The following is an 18,373-nucleotide window of genomic DNA, read 5'->3' as shown; positions in this document are numbered from 1 at the left end:
GAGAGACACCATGACACCGTTGTTTCACACCAATGACGCTTCACTTTCCAATGACGAGCTGGCGGCGCTGAGCGCTGTCATTGCAGACGCGCAGACCCGCTACCTCGCCGAAGCTAGTGGCAGCGCCGATGAGGGCTATGGCTCTGGTTTCGGCTCGGGTTTCGGAAACGTCACGCACTACTAAAGAAAGGAGCGCACGTATGAAGCATGATTTCCCATTCAACAAAGTGCTGATTGCTAACCGCGGCGAGATCGCGGTGCGCATCATCCGCGCGGCGCGTGACGTCGGGCTTTCCTCCGTGGCTATCTACGCGGACCCGGATAAGGGCGCCCCGTTTACGGAGATGGCCGATGAGGCCGTGGCTATCGGCGGCGAGACGTCCGCGCAGAGCTACCTGGATATTGAGAAGGTGCTGCAGGCGTGCCGGGATACCGGTGCGGATGCGGTCCACCCGGGCTATGGGTTTTTGAGTGAGAACGCCGAGTTTGCCCGGCGCGTGATTGCAGAGGGTTTGACCTGGATCGGCCCGCCGCCGCGCGCGATTGAGAACTTGGGTGACAAGGTCACGGCGCGCACGCTGGCAGAAGCCGTGGATGCGCCGCTTGCCCCGGGCACCAAGGATCCGGTGGCCAGTGCAGATGACGTGGTTGCCTTTGCGGATGAGCACGGCCTGCCGGTGGCTATCAAGGCTGCGTTTGGTGGCGGTGGCCGCGGCATGAAGGTGGCGCGCACCCGTGGTGAGATCCGTGAGCTCTACGAGTCCGCTACCCGCGAGGCCCAGGCTGCGTTTGGGCGTGGCGAGTGCTTCGTGGAGCGTTACCTCGACCGCGCCCGCCACGTTGAAGCCCAGGTGTTGGCTGATCAGCACGGCAACGTCATTGTTGGCGGCACCCGCGATTGCTCGCTGCAGCGCCGTTTCCAGAAGCTCATCGAGGAGGCCCCGGCACCGTTTTTGACCGATGAGCAGCGTCAACGAATCCATGAGTCCGCCAAGGCGATTGCCAAGAAGGCCGGCTACGTGGGCGTGGGTACGGTGGAGTACCTCGTGGGCGAAGACGGGTTGATTTCCTTCCTGGAGGTCAACACCCGCCTGCAGGTGGAGCACCCCGTAACCGAGGAAACCACGGGCGTGGACATGGTTATTGAGCAGTTCCGCATCGCCGCCGGCGAGCCGCTGCGCTTCGAGCAGGACCTGGAGCCAACCGGCCACGCCATCGAATTTCGCATCAACGCCGAGGACGCAGGCTCCAACTTTATGCCAGCACCCGGCACGGTCACCCGCTACGTGGAGCCCTCGGGCCCGGGCGTCCGTGTGGATTCCGGCATCCGGGAAGGCACCGTCATCGGCGGCCAGTTCGACTCCATGCTGGCCAAGCTGATTGTCCGCGGCACCACCCGTGAGCAGGCAATTGCGCGCGCCAAGCGTGCCTTGACGGAGTTCAAGATCGAAGGCGTGCCCACGGTCATTCCGTTCCATGAGCGCATGCTTGACGACGCCGCGTTTACCGCACCCAACGACCAATTCACCGTCTACACCCGCTGGATTGAAGAGGAGTGGGACCCGGACGTCGCCCCGTACGACGCGGACGATGCTGACTCTGGTGACGGCGACGAGCACCGCCGCCGTACGGTCTCGGTCGGGGTGAATGGGCGCTCGATCGAGATCACGTTGCCGGAATCGCTGCTATTGGGTGCTGTGGCGCAACGCCGCCGCGACCGCAAGCGTCGCGGGCGTGGTGGCTCCGGTGGCGCCAAGGGAGGAGCGAACGCGGATACGCTGGCAGCGCCGATGCAGGGCACCGTGGTCAAGGTGGAGGTTGCCGAAGGCGACCGCGTTGAGGCCGGCGACGTTGTGGTGATCCTGGAAGCCATGAAGATGGAAAACCCGGTCAAGGCCCACAAAGACGGCATTGTGAAGAACCTCGCCGTGGAGGCCGGCAGCCACGTGGATAAGGGCGCAGCGCTGCTAGAAATCGTCGCTGACGAGTAGTTTTCACTCGCTCCCCGATCCCACCCGGCGCGTCATAAAAATTGGGGGTTGACGCGCCGGGCTTTCCCGTTCTATGGTTACCCACATGAGTGGTAAACCCATATACCAACAGATTGCCGATGAGTTACGCGACCTCATCGGCGCTGGCTCCCTCGCCCCCGGCGACCGGGTGCCGTCCACCAACGAGTTATCCGCCTATCACTCCGTCAACCCAACAACGTCTGCCAAGGCGCTCACCGAACTGTTCAACGAGGGCCTGCTGGAAAAACGCCGCGGACTCGGCATGTTTGTGCTGGCAAGTGCGCGTGAGCAGGTGTTACGTACGCGTCGTGAAGCATTTGCCCGCGACTTTGTCCAACCGTTTGTCCATGAGGCCAACCAGCTCGGCATCACCACCGAGGAGCTGACCGCAATGATTGAAAAGGAGCGCACCCAATGAATCCCGGTTTCTATGCGCTGGTCGGCCCGAACGCCGCCGGCAAAACCCATTACCTGCACACGCTCATGGGGCCGCACGCCGCATTTGTCCCGGCCGGCGCGGACGCGAAGTTTGCGGGCACGACCGTGGACGACCACCTGCGCGCAGTCGCAGCGATTTACCCGCACGTGGAGCTCGACTTCCCCAACGCCCGCATCAGGGATCTCTCCGTTGGGCAGCGCCGCCTCCTCACTATTGAGGTGGCCCTGGCTATAGGCAAGGACCTGCTCCTCCTCGACGAGCCTTTTGACGGCATCGACACCACCACCCGCAAACAGGTCCGCCAGCGGCTGATCAACTACATCGCGGAAAACCCGCAGCGAAGCGTAGTGATGGCATCGCATCGACCCGAGGACTTCGCGGGTCTCGCCACCCACGTCATCCAGGTCTTTGATCAGGAGGTATCGGAGCCCTTGCTTATCGACGCCACACGTCACCACTTCCCCACCATCACCGGCCCCACCAACGCAATCGCTGATTTGGCGGCACACCACCGAACGCTCGAGCAGTCCACACTGGGCCCGATGGCGAAAGCGGTGTTTGCAGAGCCCGTGGAGACCGACCTGACCTGCACCTACCCCGACGACACCGAACTTATTGATCTGCTTGCAACCGAAAGGATGCCGCGATGAAACTCTTCCTCAGCCCCTTCAAACCAGCGATGTATTTGGGCATCTTTCTCGTCCTCTGCATTGCCGTCCCCTTTGGACGATTGGAGTTTGGTGACGGCGGCCTGTGGACCATGGCGGGCGCTGCCACACTGTGGATACTCTTCGCAATCGGAGGATCGAACTGGCCAGCAATGAACCAGCTGGGAGCAAGCTTCAACCGATGGATGAATTCGGCAGCGCTAACGGCTCTCGTGGCGGCGGTCATACTCACGCCACTTACCGCAGCGTCGGCGGTGTACCACCAAGCACATAGCCCGTACTACAAGTGGTATGACCCGTTCATTGTTACCAACGGAGAACCGATGCCCTGGACCAACTTCAGCGGCGAACCGTATTTCGTTGAAGATGCTGCGCAGGACCTGACATCCGTCGCGTCAACTGTGCTACTCCACTTCGTCATCTTCCTTACGATGGCGCTGACCGGTGTAGCAATCGGTCTTGCGCGAGGCACACGCATGCATTGGTTCATGCTCGGCAGCATGTTCGTGGGTGGTTTCACCGGGTTCGTAGTGGGTATCCGCAGATCGGAGATGAATCCCTTCGACCCCAACATCTCCGTCTTCTTCGTAGCGACGGCGGGGCTAGTAGTTTTGGCAGCCAGCGCAATTGTGTTCGCTAGAACCCGCCGCTTCGTACCCTAACGCTCCAACCACTCGGAGCGCAGCAGGCCATGGCGGGAGCACGCGGCCTCCCACGCCATCGGACTGATTTTTACCACCATGCGACGCTCACACAACGGGCAGATGCGCGGCGCATCATAAGGCCGCGCGGGGTCCAGTGGCCAAGCGATTTCGCCCGACAGTACAGCGTCGGCGAGTTCCGTTGAATCCGGGATTTTCATTACCGGATTCCCTTACAGGGACTTCAACGTGTCGTACAGCGCGCCGTGGCCAGAGTTCTGCTTCTGCCCAACCGGCGTGATGTTCAGGCTCAAGCCTGGTTTCGCTCCGCCTTCCATGACACGGTCTACAGCGTCGCGATCCTTCTCCATCGGACGCCCGAACGTGGTCAAGTAGTTGCCGCCAATGATGGCGTTGGCGCCGCCGAGCAGGCCCTGCTCGGTGCCGTCGTCACCCAGCGCGAGCTCCGTGCCACCAGCAAAGCGCAACTGCGTCGACGGCATGGCCAGGCGGAACGCCGCCACCGCACGCAGTGCTTCACCCTGCGGCACCAGCGGACGATCCGCAAACGGAGTACCCGGGCGCGGGTCTAAGAAGTTCATCGGCACCTCATGCGGGCGGATCTCCGCCAGCTGCGCGGCAAACTCGGCTCGCTGCTCCAGCGTCTCGCCCAGGCCGATGATGCCGCCGCAGCAGGTCTCCATTCCCTCAGCCAGCACGTACTCCAGCGTGTTCTTGCGCTCCTCCCAGGTATGCGTGGTCACCACATTCGGGAAGAAGGACCTCGCCGTTTCAAAGTTGTGGTTGTAGCGGGTCACGCCCATCTGCGCCAAGCGCTGCGCCTGCTCACGAGTCAGAATGCCCAGCGACGCAGAAATCGAAATGTCCACTTCCTCCTGGATCGCGGTGACTGCTTCGGCCACCTGCTCCAGCAGCGCATCCGTAGGGCCCTTCACAGCGGCAACGATGCAGAACTCGCTCGCGCCCATCTTCTCCGACTGCTTCGCAGCCTCCACCAACTCAGCAATGTTCAGCGTGACAGCACGAACCGGGGACTCAAAAAGGCCGGACTGGGAGCAGAAGCTGCAGTCTTCGGGGCAGCCGCCCGTCTTCAAGGAGATAATGCCTTCCAGAGAGACGTCCACGCCGCAGTGCTTGATACGCACCTGGTGGGCGAGGTCGAGGAGTTCTTGCAGACGCTCATCTTCAATCTGCAGAACCTGCAAGATTTCATCCTGATTCAGGCCCTGACCGCGCTCAAGGCACTTCTCGCGAGCGATGTCGAGGATGTCTTTCGTTTCCATTTCAGTGGTGGCTGTCGTAGTTGTCGCAGTCATGCACACGGAGTGTAGCGCGTTGCTTGAACGGTGTTCAGGGAATGGCGAAATTCATGGATGGCTTTGCAGTTGTCTTTTGGGCGGCCTGGTCGCGGGGCGCTGGGGCGCTGGGGCGCTGGGGAGCTTGGGAAGCTTTTTTTAATTGCGGCAGCATGTTGCCAAACCGGGGATAGTTGCCGCAATTGCCAGATGATTGCCAGGTTCAGGCTGCCGCAAGGGCACACTCCTAGCAGATAACTGTTATGTCCACTGAGTTCTTTGGGTTGGAGTCCAGACACTTGTTGTGCCTGGAGTCCAGGGACTTTGTTGGGTAGGAGACCAGTACCTTTTTTGGGGCGGTGCTAGTCGTGGGTCTTCCGGGTGGGTTTGGCTCGCTTCGGTCGAGGCTTGGACAGTTCGGGGCGCAGCGTCGGGGCTTGGCGATGCTTCATACCTTCGACGTAGTTGATGTTGATCTGTCCTCCCGCAGGGCGGTGGCTCAGTGTGATCGGCAGCGGCACACTAAAGAGGAACTCACCGTCATGAGCGGTGTAGAACTCTGCAACGTTATCGACTGTGACGTGGCTGAAGAGTTTACGTTCCTTAAACCTTAAGCCGATGTAGAGTCCGTAGCCACAAAACCGAGCCACACCAAAGCGGTTTACCGTTAACTCTTCGGGTACGTCGAATCTTTGCTTTTTGAGCACTTCATATGGGTCTATGGTGGTGGTGTCCGTCGGTGATGTACCTGGTGAGGTCGTTGCTTGATCGGCTCTGGCCTTGGGTGAAGTGGCAGCTTCCCCAAGGCCTTGCTGCTTTTGTGTTTCTGCAGTTGCTGCGTACGGATTGTGCGCAATGTTGTATTTGACGACTCGTTGCCAGATAACTTCTGGATCAAGCGGCTGGGTTGGCGACGGTGCTTGTGGGAATGTTTCCCATGCTTGACGTGGGGTGATTAAACGCTTGTCGATACGCAGGCTTTGGTGTCGGCGTATGTTGTTGTACACGTGGCGGTAGTGGCGCAGGTGTTCATGGACCTCGTCGAGGGTTTGTGGTTGTCGTGCATCCAAAAATCGCCGCAGGGTTTGGTGGGAACGTTCGTCTTTGCCTTGGGTTGTAGGAGCAAAACCAGCGATGGCAAGCACGCCTTGTTCGGCAAGCCATTGCTCTGTCGCTGACAACATTCCACGGTGGTAGGTGGCAAACGCATGCCCGTTATCTGACAGGATTTCTTGGGGTTTGCGGTAGCGATGAAAGGCGCGCTCCAAGGTAGTGCGAGCATCGATGCCGTTTTCGGGGGCGGCAAAAGCCATGGTGCCGACATCGAACCTGCTGGCGTCGTCGATGACTTGGTAGATAGTGATTTGCGTATGGGCTTTGTCGAAGAGTCGAAAGACCAACGCATCGATTTGCCACAGTTCACACACATACTCCCGGGCGAAGCGTTTGTAGGAGCTGCGCGGACGTTTACGTGCGTTTTCTTCTGCCAATCCGGCTTCGCTTAACCAGTTGGCAATGGTTGTCCGCGACGGGGTGTGTTCAGGTCCGAACGTGTCAAACAAGAAGTAGTAGATAGACAACGGGCCATTATCAAGGCCTTGCTCCTGGAGGTGAAACCGGGCGTCGATTACTGCTTGGCGGTGTACTTCGGTGTACTTGCTCGCCGGGTTCTTCGGTCGGGTGCTGTCAGGCACGATTGCTGCCCGGCCGCGTTGTTCGATGCGTTTTTTGATATTGCGGAATGTTTGATCCGAAATATCGTGTTCCTTGCAGAACTGCTTGATGGTTTTACCTTCACGGATCGGATCAAAATCCGCAATCTTTCTGCGTATATGAGATGGAATAGCCATCAGACTATTGAGCCAAACCGCTCAGCAGCGACCCAAAAAGTCACTGGACATCAACCCAAAAAAGTCCTTGGACTCCTACCCAAAGAAGTCATTGGACTCTAACCCAAAAAAGTCTATGGACAGGACACTCCTAGCAGATAACGATTTCAGCCCTACATTTCCCCAGGTCAGTTGTCTTGACTCATCGCGATTTTTACATTGTCTGCTAGTAGACCCCTGCCAGTAGACCCCTAGTAGACCCCTGCCAGTAGACCCCTGCCAGTAGACCCCTGCCAGTAGACCCCGCGTGAGACAGCGATCGGAGCAGCGAGGTACGGCGAGTTGCAACGAGATACGGCGATGCCCAGTGTGGCGCGGCACTCCGATTCCTGTGGGCCAGCTGGCAAATGCGGCAGATATCCCCGGTTTGGCAACATGCTGCCGCAATCCAAAAAAGGTCCCCCCGAGGTCCGGCCAACCAGGGCAGCGAGGTCCGGCCAGCCAGGGCACCGAGGTCCGGCTGGACCGCCAAGCCGAAGCCAAAGCCGAAGCTAGCGATACTCCACCACTACCGGCGAGTGGTCAGACCAGCGCTCCTCCACCGTCGCTACCTTGTCCACCCAGGCGCGCTGGGCGCGTTCGAGCATGTTGGCGGTGGCGGCTTGGACGTCGATACGCCAGCCAGCGTTGTTGTTGAAGGCCTGGCCACGGAAGGTCCACCACGAGTACCCCGCATCCTCTGGATTCAAGCGACGCGCCACATCAAACCACTTCGGGTTCTCGCAGGCCACACGCGCCGGAGCCGCAGAGGTGTACTCCACTGCCCCCGCCCAGCCGAGGGCTGATTTCAGGTCGAGGTCCTGGGCTTCACTATCAGGAAAAGCGCCGAAGACGGAATCCATAAACGCGCGCTCGTGAGGCAAAAAGCCGGACTTTTTGTGGTTTCCCTTCCAGTTCTTCAGGTCTTCGCGGCGGTGGCAGATATTCCAGTCGCCGCCAATGACCATGTCCGGGCACTCGTTGGCCCACTGTTCAAGCAGCGGCTCGAAGGCGTCGAGGAAGCGATACTTCTCGTCCTGCTTGTCCGTGCCGGCAGATCCGGAGGGGAGGTAGAGGGAGGCGACGTAGGTGGCGTCGTCAAGCATGGCCCTGATGAAGCGACCTGAATCCTCAAACCCAGGGATACCCACCTCAACCTGAGTGAGCGGCTGGCGAGACAGGATCCCCACGCCGGCGCGGCCCTTCGCAGCGGCGGGTGCGACCTCCAAGTGCCAGCCTTGCTCTAGGGCCGGGGCGAGGGCTGCGCGCGCCTGATCTTCAGTGGCGCGAACTTCTTGCATCAGAACAACGTCCGCCGGAGTCTCGCTCAACCAGGCCAACATGCCCGGATTGTTCTCGTTGCGGACTTTCGTTGCGGCGCGGATGCCGTTGACATTGACGGTAGCGATGGTCAGACTCATGGGTTTCGACCCTACAGGGCAACGCAAAACGGTACGCTTGTTATCTGAAGTCTGACATTAGATACAAGGAGCACTATGTCTACGATCATTTGGACCCGCACCGACGAAGCGCCGCTGCTGGCAACCTACTCGTTCAAGCCGATTGTGGAGGCGTTTGCCGCACAGGCTGGCATCGATGTGGAAACCTCCGACATTTCTTTGGCAGGGCGTATTCTCGCGCAGTTCCCGGATCGTTTGAGCGATGAGCAGCGCATCCCGGATGCGCTGGCTGAGCTGGGCGAATTGGCCAAGACGCCTGAGGCCAACATCATTAAGCTGCCGAACATCTCCGCCTCCCTGGTGCAGCTGAAGAAGGCTATCGCTGAGCTGCAGGCTGCTGGCTTTGACATCCCGGATTACGAGGACGCGCAGGAGAAGTACGACGCAGTCAAGGGCTCCGCCGTCAACCCGGTACTGCGCGAGGGCAACTCCGACCGTCGCGCCCCGGAGGCCGTGAAGAACTACACCAAGAAGCACCCGCACTCCATGGGTGAGTGGTCGAAGGACTCCAAGACCAACGTCGCCACCATGGATGCCGGCGACTTCCGCCACAACGAGAAGTCCGTCATTATCCCGGCCGAGGACACCCTCACCATCAAGCTCGTCACCGCTGATGGCGAGAAGGTCTTGAAGGACGGCCTGAAGGTCCAGGCCGGCGAGGTTATCGACGCGACCTACATGTCCGCGAAGGCGCTCGACGCATTCCTGGAAGAGGCCGTCAAGCGCGCCAAGGCAGAGGGCGTGCTGTTCTCCGCTCACCTGAAGGCCACCATGATGAAGGTCTCCGACCCGATCATCTTCGGCCACGTTGTGCGCGCCTACTTCAAGCCTGTCTTTGACAAGTACGGCGAGGAGCTTTTGGCGGCTGGCCTCAACGGCGAGAACGGCCTCGGCGCCATCCTCGACGGCCTGTCCGAGCTGGAGAACGGCGAGGAGATCCGCAAGGCCTTCGAGCAGCAGCTTGTCGACGGCCCGGCGCTCGCCATGGTCAACTCCCACAAGGGCATCACCAACCTGCACGTGCCGTCTGACGTGATCATCGACGCTTCCATGCCGGCCATGATCCGCACCTCCGGCCACATGTGGAACGCCGACGACCAGGAGCAGGACACCCTGGCCGTCATCCCGGATTCCTCCTACGCCGGTGTGTACCAGACGGTTATCGACGACTGCCGCGAGAACGGCGCCTACGACCCGACCACCATGGGCACCGTCCCGAACGTCGGTCTCATGGCGCAGAAGGCCGAGGAGTACGGCTCCCACGACAAGACCTTCAAGATCCCGGCCGACGGCACCGTCCAGGTGGTCAACTCCGCAGGCGACGTGCTGATCGAGCACGACGTCGAGGCCGGCGACATCTGGCGCGCCACCCAGACCAAGGACGCCCCGATCCAGGACTGGGTCAAGCTGGCCGTCAACCGCGCCCGTCTCTCCGGCATGAAGGCCATCTTCTGGCTGGACGAGGAGCGCGCGCATGACCGCAACCTCATCGACCTGGTGAACAAGTACCTGGCTGACCACGACACCGAGGGCCTGGACATTTCCATCCAGTCCCCGATCGAGGCCACCAAGACTTCCGTCGAGCGCATCCGCCGCGGCGAGGACACCATCTCTGTCACCGGCAACGTGCTGCGTGACTACAACACGGACCTGTTCCCGATCCTCGAGCTGGGCACCTCCGCGAAGATGCTCTCCGTGGTCCCGCTGATGGCAGGCGGCGGCCTGTTCGAGACCGGTGCCGGCGGCTCCGCCCCGAAGCACGTGCAGCAGGTCCAGGAGGAGAACCACCTGCGTTGGGACTCCCTCGGCGAGTACCTCGCGCTGGCCGAGTCCTTCCGTCACGAGAAGAACACCAACGGCAACGAGCGCGCCGGCGTCCTGGCTGCCGCGCTGGACAAGGCCACCGAAAAGCTTCTCGACGAAGGCAAGTCCCCGTCCCGCAAGGTCAATGAGATTGACGACCGCGGTTCCCACTTCTGGCTCTCCCTGTACTGGGCAGAGGCGCTGGCAGCCCAGACCGACGATGCCGAGCTGGCCTCCGCGTTCACCCCGGTTGCAAAGGAGCTGCGTGAAAACGCCGAGACCATTGACAAGGAGCTCCTGAACGCCCAGGGCAACGCTGCCGACCTCGGCGGCTACTACTGGCCGGACGACGCCAAGACCTCCGCGGTCATGCGCCCGTCCGCAACGTTTAACAAGATCATCGACGCGCTGAAGAAGTAAGCGTTAGGTCTTCACTATCCAGGCCCCGGTCGCTGCGTGTTTCGCGGCGGCCGGGGTTTTTGCCGTTTGCGGATATGCCTCGGTGCTCAGGGTGGTAACCCAAGGATGGTAATCAGCCGAGTACCTGGACTGTTCAGAAGATTGAAATGGTAGCGGTGTGGTGAGTATCTGGTAGCGCCTGAGTGAGTATCCGGTAGCGGTGTCTCACTCAGGCGTTGTTGGTGGTTATGCGTTGGTGGTGAGGCGCATGTTTGGTCCTTCGAGTGTGATGATCTCCGCACCGGAGACGAGTCGGTTGAGGATTGACTCGGAGATCACCGCATCGGGGATGGATTTGTACCACTCTTGCGGGGTGAATTGTGAGGTCACAATCGTTGAGACTTTGCTTTCACGCGCGGCGAGGATGTTGAGAAGTTGGTGCGCGGTTGCGGCATCTACAGGTGTGGTCAGGAAGTCATCTAAGACCAGGACGTCGACGTCGTGGAGGTACTGGATGAACTTTAACCGTGCGGGGTCATCGAGTTGGAGGACTGCCAGTTCGGCGGCAAGCATGTCGGTGCGGTAGAACCGTGCGGAGTAGTCCTTGCGGCATGCAGCTGTGATCAGGGCTTGGGCGAGGTAGGTTTTGCCGACTGAGGATTTACCCAGGATAACAATGTTTTGGCCCAGGTGGCACCATTGTCCGTGAGCGAGTCTGCTGACTTGCTCGGGGTTGATGTTGCGGTCAGGCGTGCAGACCACGTTTTCAAGGCAAGCATCAAGGTTTGGCGATCGGGATGCTTTCAGCAGTTTGTTGATGCGTCGTTCGCGCCTGGCCGCGACTTCTTTATCGAGTGCGTAGAGCACCTTTTGGGAAAACGTCCACGAGTCAAAGGCGGGATCGTTGGCAATCTCGATGACGCTTTGTCCAAAGGCAGTCATCCGCAGCGCGGTGAAGTCGGGCAGGACGGACTCGTCAAGGAAGCGATCTGTTGGTGGGGTTGGTGATGACATGGGCTTAGTGTCCTTTCTGAGCGAGGTTGTCCATGCTGAACTGGTCTGCACCGCCGAGAAACGCGCCGGTGGTATCCCGGTCGGAGACTGCAGGGGCGGTGGGCTGGTTGGTTGTGGTGCTGCGCGGGGCCTGGTCTAACCCGCGGGGCCGGGTGGCGTGTTCTTTGCGTACGGCGGCCATCATGTTTTTGACTGCGGTATATGACACCGCCCGTCGGCTGCCGTCGTTGGCCATCAGGCGCTGGCATGCCTCTTCCAGGATTGGTTTGTTGCCGTGTTTGCCCATCGACAGCACGTTTCTACAGGACTGGTACGCCTGAGCCGGGATGGCTTTTGCCGCGATGAGTTCTTCGATGACCTTGCGTGTTGCCGGGCCGATTTTTTGGGCTTCGCGATAGAAGTAGTCGCTTGTCCACAGTCCACGGGTGGAGTCCATTCCAGATGGAATGTGCTCATAGTCAGTGACATAGGCCCCACGCTTATGCGAAACCCGGTGGGTCGCTACGGTTGTCCCCTGGTCAAAGACGGTCAAGACTTGCCCGGTGATGCGCACATCGACAGTGCGGCCAACAAGCTGGTGCGGGACGGAGTAGCGCACCGTTGCAACCGTGATATGGAAATCTGGGGCTACTTTCGCACGCTTCCACTCGGTGTGCTGCCACGGGGTTTCCGGCAGATCGGCAAGCAGATGCTGTTCGTGTGCTTCAAAGAGATCCCTGCGGCTTGACTGTTGACTGCGAAATGGCACGGAGGTGTTGATCGCGTCGACTAAGTCCACAATCTTTTCGTTGAGCTCGTCTACGTCAACGCACTGGTGGCCTTCAAGGGTGTGGATGACTTTGTGGGTGACGATCTTTACCGCAGCTTCCACATTTGCTTTATCCTTCGGTCGGCGCGCGCGTGTGGGAAGTGCTGCTGTGTTGTAGTGCTCCAAGAACTGCTGGTAGGTGTCGTTGACCTTCCGATTCCTATCGGCAGTACTAATCGCGTTTGATGCTGTTGACGCGTTATCGGGGACAACAACCTGACAGACTCCACCGAAGTAGTCAAACGCTTGACGATGGGCATCAAGCCAGGACTGTTGACGCTGGTCAACACACGCACACGCAAACAACATCCCTGAATACGGCAGCGAAGCGACGAAAATATTGACTTTCGCACCCGGCGTGCCCGCAGGGTCGTACAGGCGCATCTTGGTACCTGCCCAATCCACCTGCATCGTATGCCCTGGTGCATGGGTGATCCGCGCGCTAAGCCCGGCAGCATCGACATGGGAGGCAACTAGCTGGCGGAACCGGTCGTAGCTGTAGTGACGCTGACCCGGCTGGGCTGGGGTGGTGGTGTAGCGAGCCCACAATACTTGCAGTGTTTGCTTCGTACGCCCTGTGCGTGCTTTGACGACCGCGTCAAAGTCAATCGGGACGAACTCGCCTTGCCCACTGGTGCGTTTGTCAACGAATATCTCGGCCAACTCGTCATCGGTCAACGCCGCGACCTGCTGGGCAGTGGTCAGGCCAAGGCTTCGCAGCGCTTGGTTCGCTCGGGAAATTGCGCGGTGCGAGCACCCAAGCTGGTCTTCAATCTGGCGGTAAGAACGCTTCCTAATCAGCAGCGTCATCACCGCACGGTAATCCGTCATAAGCGGACTCCTTCCAGTCACACGCCGCACCCGAGTGGTGCGGCTACCGGAAGTATCACCCCGAGCCCCCTGAGCTGCTACCAGATACTCACTGAAGTGCTACCAGATAGTCACGACACTGCTACCAAATAGCCGGTCGCAACACCTGGACCGCGGTGCTCGTTCCTACTCGGCTGGTTACCATCCTCCGGTTACCATGCTCGGTGAAGAATGGGCCGGGCGGGTGTGGCGTCGAGAAGCAGCGGCACCGGCTGTTTTTGTTGCGCTGTAATTTGAGTGAGCAGCTATCCCACCTCGGGGTGGAAGGAGTAATCCCCGGTCCAGGGGTTATGAATATGGACTTCGTAGCCCAGTCTCGCCTTCCCTCCCCAAACGCCACCCCTCCCGTAGTCAGTAGTCGCTAGGTGCTGCCTACGCGACACCAAACGACTGCACATCCGACAAGTACAGGGGTGACGCTCGATCTCAGCTATATTTTTCCGCTACATCAGAGCTCCACTACCTCATCTGAATTATTGGCGATAAACGCAGAGTGGGTGGCTACGACGACTACTGCGCCTTCCTGAGCAAAATGGCGTAGATGCTTAAGGACAAGTTGTGCATTTGCTTTATCGAGGGCCCCGGTTGGCTCATCTGCTAACACTATTTTCGGCTGCGCGAGAATGAGCCTTACCAAAGCGATGCGTTGTTGTTCACCACCAGAAAGCTCACTCACCGTTCGCTTTTCGGATCCACCAAGTCCGACTTCATTCAAGGCCGCTTCCATTGTTTCGCGAGAGATGCGGGGAACAGCGATCTTGATGTTCTCGATTACAGAAAGATCAGAGACCAAACCATAGTCCTGAAACAGATATCCGACGTTTGCTCGCCGAAATTTGCGACGTGCGCGCGAATTCATAGATGCGATGTCGAGACCCTCGAAATCGATCGTCCCCGAATCCGGCGTAGTCAACCCACCTAACATATTGAGCAAGGTTGTCTTGCCGCTGCCGGAGGGCCCTGTGAGCGCCGTGATTCGACCTGCCCTAAACGTAGCTGTGAAATCTTGCAAAACCGTCCGCTCGCCAAATGCGCAGGATACTTCGTTTACCTGAATTGTCATTGCGGTTCCGTACCTCCTCTAGCATCCCACTGTGACGCAGCTTTGAGCATCAACCCCACAGAAACCACGAACCATACTGCGCCGAAACCTACTACTGCGAAAATGGTGGATGGTGTCCATTGATTTTCAAACCCGATACTCCAGGTTGACGGTACGCGGCTCTCGGATTGAATCCAATGATCGCGAACCTTATAAAGCAGCCAACCAATCGTGGCTAGGAAGAATGCAACTTCGATAGCTACTGCTTCTTTTGCAACCCACCAAGGGCTTTGCCCACAAACATAGGCAACGTGGATTTTGCGCCGGTAAGTAACACGAAAAGTCAAGATCGTGGCTCCGACCAAGACCGTCACAAGCAGGACTGATGCAAGGCCATTCAGCCCCCACAGAGCCACATTCTGCTCGGCGGCGCGAATGCTCGCGTGCCATGAGTCCTCGCGCGGCCTGAAGAAAGCAAGCGTATTCCCAGTTGCACCCTTCAACATTTGCGAAGGCACATCAGGGGAGGCAGTGAGAAGGACTTGCTGGGATACCTTTGACATCAAGTTGTGGTCCCCCAACGGGGCGAGGCCACGCGGAAGGATGACGAGAATCGGGTTATCAACTTGCGGACGGTAGTTAACGTCATAGGTGAATACCGAGCCTAAGCTGCAACCGTCCCGCCACTCTATGTCGGGCGCTGGTTCATTGGCATAGCCAGCCTCGAACTCGAGCGAATCCTCGATCACGTTTCTCGAGTGCACAGACAACTCTCCCGGCGAGCAGACCGTCACTACAGCACCATCCAACATCGACACTCCCGCCTGTCGCGCGAATTCCTGGTTCACTAATAGAACTGGTGCTTCCAATTGCACGGGCCATGTAATCCAATAAGGGTCAACGAGGAGTACGTCTCCCGCTTTATCGGCAACCCGGAATGGCGCTGCGGTCTCTGTATCTGACCAGTCTTCGAAGGCCGTGTTGACGTTCAACGCCAACTCTTGCGGCCCACGGTGCGCATCCCACGCCCCCTGCAAGCGGTGACGCGCCTCGAGTTCCGCAGAAAACCCAACCAAGGTTGCAACCACACTAAGCGCAGCAACCAGGGTCACGCCGCGGACGACGGTCAGGGAATAGAGAATTGGCCGCGCGTGAATCTTGCCCTTGATGGATTGAGGTATCGATGTCCTGCGAACCAGAAACTGCCCGCCCAGGTAACCAACGAGCAAACACGCAGACAGAATCACGCTGATCGTGAAATACATTCTCCAAAATACCCAGCTCTCCGCCCACCCGTTGTAGGCATAGAGAAGGCCAGCAACAAGCAGTGGACCTCCGAGGTAGACGATCGTAAGCGCAAATCTTTGCCGCTGAATTTCAATACGGGTCGTTTCCGCGACGCTGAGTCCAAGCAGTCGATGCACACCGACCTCACGTGAGCGGGCAAGAACATGGCCTGCGCTGAGAACCAGGCACAGGAGCACAGACAAGATCAGCAGAATAGGGATAGTCGAAGATGCAAAGATCTCCGTGAAATACCTGGTAAGAGGCACCGCTTCAAGCCCCTGCTCATCTAACCACCGCAGCAAGTGCTGCTCGTCCGTCGCAGACCCTTTGATATGGAGAAGTTGCCTCGGATCAGAGTATGGAAAGTCTTCCAGCGGATAAAGTATGTCAACTTCCCCGCGTTCAAAGCGCGGCCGTTCCACCCGACCGCCGTCAGGCGGAAGCGAAGATGAGTAGACTCGCTGCTCACCACCTGAGACAGCGAGCGACGAGTAGTTAATCGCGATATCGAAGTCATTGCTTCGCGCAAAGTCAGCCAGCTCAGAATAGAAACTCGTACGCTCCGAAGCGGTGCGATCTGATTCCACCTCTACCCCGTACTCACCCAGGTGACCATCGATCGTTGAGTAGAGCGTCGCGCCGAGGAAAGCCACGGTAGTCGCCAGAATGGCCGTGGCGAATATCCCCACGGCCAATAGGCCTGATTTCAGACGAGACATGCTCTAGCGATGGCGGTAGAAGGACTCATTGCCCAGCCCCTTGCGCGGAGCAGTGGCGCGTGACCACACGTTCCTGCTTACGCAGCCTCTTTCTGACTGAGACTTCCATGGCCCCTCCCATCAGTAGATGTTCAGCGGCGGGGGCTTCCGCCATATCGCAATTATCGGGGTCAGATTTACTTTACCGCTAGCAGATAACCCTATTTTGTGATTTACCTCATAATACATCACCTTGCCGGGCCAGCCTGGGGCTTTCCTGGCGCGGCGTAGCGACGGCAGCTCGCCCATGGTTGTGATCGCGGCGGCCGGGGCCGTTTTCTTGCTTCGTAACCGGAAAATGGTTCCAAAACCACCCCAGAACACCCACAAAACCTTCACTGCCTGCGGAAACGTTTTCTTGCCTCTTTCTTGCTTCTGGGGGATACTTGAGGCATGTCGCCACTTAATTCCACGCCGGAGCCTCAACTCATTGCCAGGATTAAACGGTTCCTCGCTTTGCCTGCGGAACTCCCCTGGCTGGAGTTTAAGGAAAACAGCGCCACGACCGGCCCGGAAATCGCCAAATACGTGAGTGCGCTGGGCAATTCGGCACGCCTTCATGATGAACCAGCAGGCTACCTGATCTGGGGCGTAAGTGACGCTCATGAAATCGTGGGCACTTCGTTCCAATGGGAGACCGCGAAAGGCAAGGGCAACGAAGACCTTTTCCCGTGGCTGCAGCGTGTAGTCTCCCCCACGCCAACACTCTCCTTCGAGGCGGTCACAATCGAAGGCAAAACTGTGGTATTCCTCCGGATTCCGGCTGCGCTCTCGGCCCCTTACGCCTACGACGGAACTCGTTACTTCCGACAGGGCACTTACACCAAGAACCTGATGGACTTCCCAGATCGCGAACGCGAGTTGTGGAGAAAGCTCAACCAGTTCGAGTTTGAAACCAGCAATGCCGCGGAAGGCCTCGAACCAGAAGAAATCACCGACCTTCTCTCTTCCGACGCCTTCTTTAACAACCGGCCGGAACTGCCACACAATGTTGGCAGTGCGCTCATCGACACAATGCGAGCGGCGGAAGCGATTACATATTCCCACGAATCGGGCTGGTGCATTCCCGCTTGGTCCGCACTGATGTACGCGCGCTCCCTCAAAGACTTCCCACAGCTCGCCGGCTTGGCCCCACGCGTGATGCATTTCGACGACACGTCGAGGAAACAGCTGCAACGGGAGTGGGACTTTGACGAGGGATACGCCACGTCGTTTAGCAAGATTGTCACCTTGGTGAACACAGTGAGGCCTGGTGGGGAGACCATCGATTCAAGCGGACGCCGAGTTGAAACCCCGCTGCTACCTACGGTGGCATTTCGCGAAGTGTTTGCGAATGCGCTCATGCACCAGGACCTGGAGCAGCGCGGTCAATACTTAACCGTTGAAGTTTTCAGTGATCGTGTCGAAGTGACCAACCCTGGAACCCCGTTGGTCGATCCCCAGCGTTTTATTGACTCAGCTTCTACAACTCGCAATCCATGCCTCGGCGAAGCGCTTCGCCTGGCACACTTCGTCGAGCAACGTGGAAGCGGTTGGGACAAGATTGTTGCATCGCTGGAGGCAGAGCACTTTCCGCCGGCGCTCATTCGATCAAATGGCACAACCACCGTCACGCTGAGCGCCTACCGTCCGTTCAAGCTGATGACTACAGATGAAAAGATCGAAGCTGTTTACCAGCATGCGTGTCTTGGCTTTCTGGATAATCGCGCCGTCACGAATGCATCGGTGCGAAGTCGCTTCGGTCTCAGGGATACGCAGACCGCCCAGGCAACCCGTCTCATTAACGCCACGGTGGATGAAGGCCTCATCCGGCTCCACGACCCGAACGCGGGAACTCGCAACCGCCGCTATGTCCCTTTCTGGGCCGAGTAGGTTTCTTGCTTCGTAACCGGGAAAAGGTGCCTAAACAGCCCGAAAACCGCCCCAAAAACGCTCCTACCTGGAGAAACGTTTTCTTGCCTCTTTCTTGCTTCTGAAGCGGGTTGCAA

At 58.8% G+C, this 18,373-nt stretch carries 15 protein-coding genes; 7 read left to right on the top strand and 8 right to left on the bottom strand.

All coding sequences use genetic code 11. The features are described from left to right. The first annotated feature begins 10 nt into the window (after positions 1–10). The 5 genes from I6I71_RS05550 (at position 11) to I6I71_RS05530 (ending at position 3,781) form a co-directional block, all read left to right on the top strand. A complete protein-coding gene (locus I6I71_RS05550) occupies positions 11–184 on the top strand; it encodes a hypothetical protein (RefSeq protein WP_201822909.1) in 174 nt (57 codons plus the stop codon). A gap of 16 nt (positions 185–200) precedes the next feature. Further along, positions 201–1,991, top strand: coding sequence for an acetyl/propionyl/methylcrotonyl-CoA carboxylase subunit alpha (locus I6I71_RS05545; protein WP_201822906.1), 1,791 nt, complete (start codon positions 201–203; stop codon positions 1,989–1,991). Between the two features lie 85 nt (positions 1,992–2,076). Continuing rightward, positions 2,077–2,430, top strand: a complete 354-nt coding sequence (locus I6I71_RS05540) for a GntR family transcriptional regulator (protein WP_052205281.1) — start codon at positions 2,077–2,079, stop codon at positions 2,428–2,430. Beyond that, the gene (locus I6I71_RS05535; protein ID WP_070493389.1) at positions 2,427–3,101 is read left to right on the top strand and encodes an ATP-binding cassette domain-containing protein; all 675 of its coding nucleotides are present in this window, start codon (positions 2,427–2,429) and stop codon (positions 3,099–3,101) included. Before I6I71_RS05540 ends, I6I71_RS05535 begins: the two co-directional genes overlap by 4 nt. Further along, positions 3,098–3,781: a hypothetical protein gene (locus tag I6I71_RS05530; protein ID WP_201822903.1), complete on the top strand. Its 684-nt coding sequence runs from the start codon at positions 3,098–3,100 to the stop codon at positions 3,779–3,781. Before I6I71_RS05535 ends, I6I71_RS05530 begins: the two co-directional genes overlap by 4 nt. On the opposite strand, the gene bsaP is transcribed toward I6I71_RS05530, so the two are convergent. From bsaP to I6I71_RS05510, 4 genes are all read right to left on the bottom strand, one after another. Next, positions 3,778–3,981 carry a biotin synthase auxiliary protein BsaP gene (gene bsaP, locus I6I71_RS05525; protein WP_052205284.1) on the bottom strand — a complete coding sequence of 68 codons (204 nt, stop codon included), beginning with the start codon at positions 3,979–3,981 and terminating at the stop codon, positions 3,778–3,780. The genes I6I71_RS05530 and bsaP overlap by 4 nt on opposite strands. Before the next feature lie 12 nt (positions 3,982–3,993). Beyond that, entirely contained in the window at positions 3,994–5,097 is a 1,104-nt protein-coding gene (gene bioB, locus I6I71_RS05520) for a biotin synthase BioB (RefSeq protein WP_236587418.1), read from the bottom strand. A 341-nt stretch (positions 5,098–5,438) separates the two neighbouring features. Beyond that, the gene (locus tag I6I71_RS05515; RefSeq protein WP_201822901.1) at positions 5,439–6,926 is read right to left on the bottom strand and encodes an integrase core domain-containing protein; all 1,488 of its coding nucleotides are present in this window, start codon (positions 6,924–6,926) and stop codon (positions 5,439–5,441) included. Positions 6,927–7,456: 530 nt separating this feature from the next. After that, positions 7,457–8,359, bottom strand: a complete 903-nt coding sequence (locus I6I71_RS05510; RefSeq protein WP_201823419.1) for an exodeoxyribonuclease III — start codon at positions 8,357–8,359, stop codon at positions 7,457–7,459. 81 nt (positions 8,360–8,440) lie between these two features. Between I6I71_RS05510 and I6I71_RS05505 the strand changes: the two genes are divergently transcribed. After that, on the top strand, positions 8,441–10,627 hold the full coding sequence (locus I6I71_RS05505) for an NADP-dependent isocitrate dehydrogenase (protein ID WP_201822899.1): 2,187 nt from the start codon (positions 8,441–8,443) through the stop codon (positions 10,625–10,627). A 225-nt stretch (positions 10,628–10,852) separates the two neighbouring features. On the opposite strand, the gene I6I71_RS05500 is transcribed toward I6I71_RS05505, so the two are convergent. The 4 genes from I6I71_RS05500 to I6I71_RS05485 form a co-directional block, all read right to left on the bottom strand. Then, positions 10,853–11,620 (bottom strand): ATP-binding protein, encoded by a 768-nt coding sequence (locus tag I6I71_RS05500; RefSeq protein WP_201822898.1) that lies wholly within the window; start codon positions 11,618–11,620, stop codon positions 10,853–10,855. A 4-nt stretch (positions 11,621–11,624) separates the two neighbouring features. After that, complete coding sequence (gene istA / locus I6I71_RS05495) at positions 11,625–13,259, bottom strand: IS21 family transposase (protein WP_201822895.1); 1,635 nt, start codon at positions 13,257–13,259, stop codon at positions 11,625–11,627. A 487-nt stretch (positions 13,260–13,746) separates the two neighbouring features. After that, on the bottom strand, positions 13,747–14,361 hold the full coding sequence (gene ccmA / locus I6I71_RS05490) for a heme ABC exporter ATP-binding protein CcmA (protein WP_201822890.1): 615 nt from the start codon (positions 14,359–14,361) through the stop codon (positions 13,747–13,749). After that, positions 14,358–16,346: a hypothetical protein gene (locus I6I71_RS05485; protein ID WP_201822888.1), complete on the bottom strand. Its 1,989-nt coding sequence runs from the start codon at positions 16,344–16,346 to the stop codon at positions 14,358–14,360. The genes ccmA and I6I71_RS05485 overlap by 4 nt, the downstream gene beginning before the upstream one ends. A gap of 432 nt (positions 16,347–16,778) precedes the next feature. Between I6I71_RS05485 and I6I71_RS05480 the strand changes: the two genes are divergently transcribed. Beyond that, complete coding sequence (locus I6I71_RS05480) at positions 16,779–18,257, top strand: ATP-binding protein (protein WP_201822885.1); 1,479 nt, start codon at positions 16,779–16,781, stop codon at positions 18,255–18,257. Positions 18,258–18,373: the final 116 nt, after the last annotated feature.

Origin of the sequence: Corynebacterium riegelii, assembly GCF_016728505.1 — a bacterium.
In the GTDB taxonomy this organism is placed as follows: Bacteria; Actinomycetota; Actinomycetes; order Mycobacteriales; family Mycobacteriaceae; genus Corynebacterium; species Corynebacterium riegelii.
The sequence above is the reverse complement of the archived record's forward strand: the minus strand, read 5'-3'. Positions and strand labels throughout refer to the sequence as shown.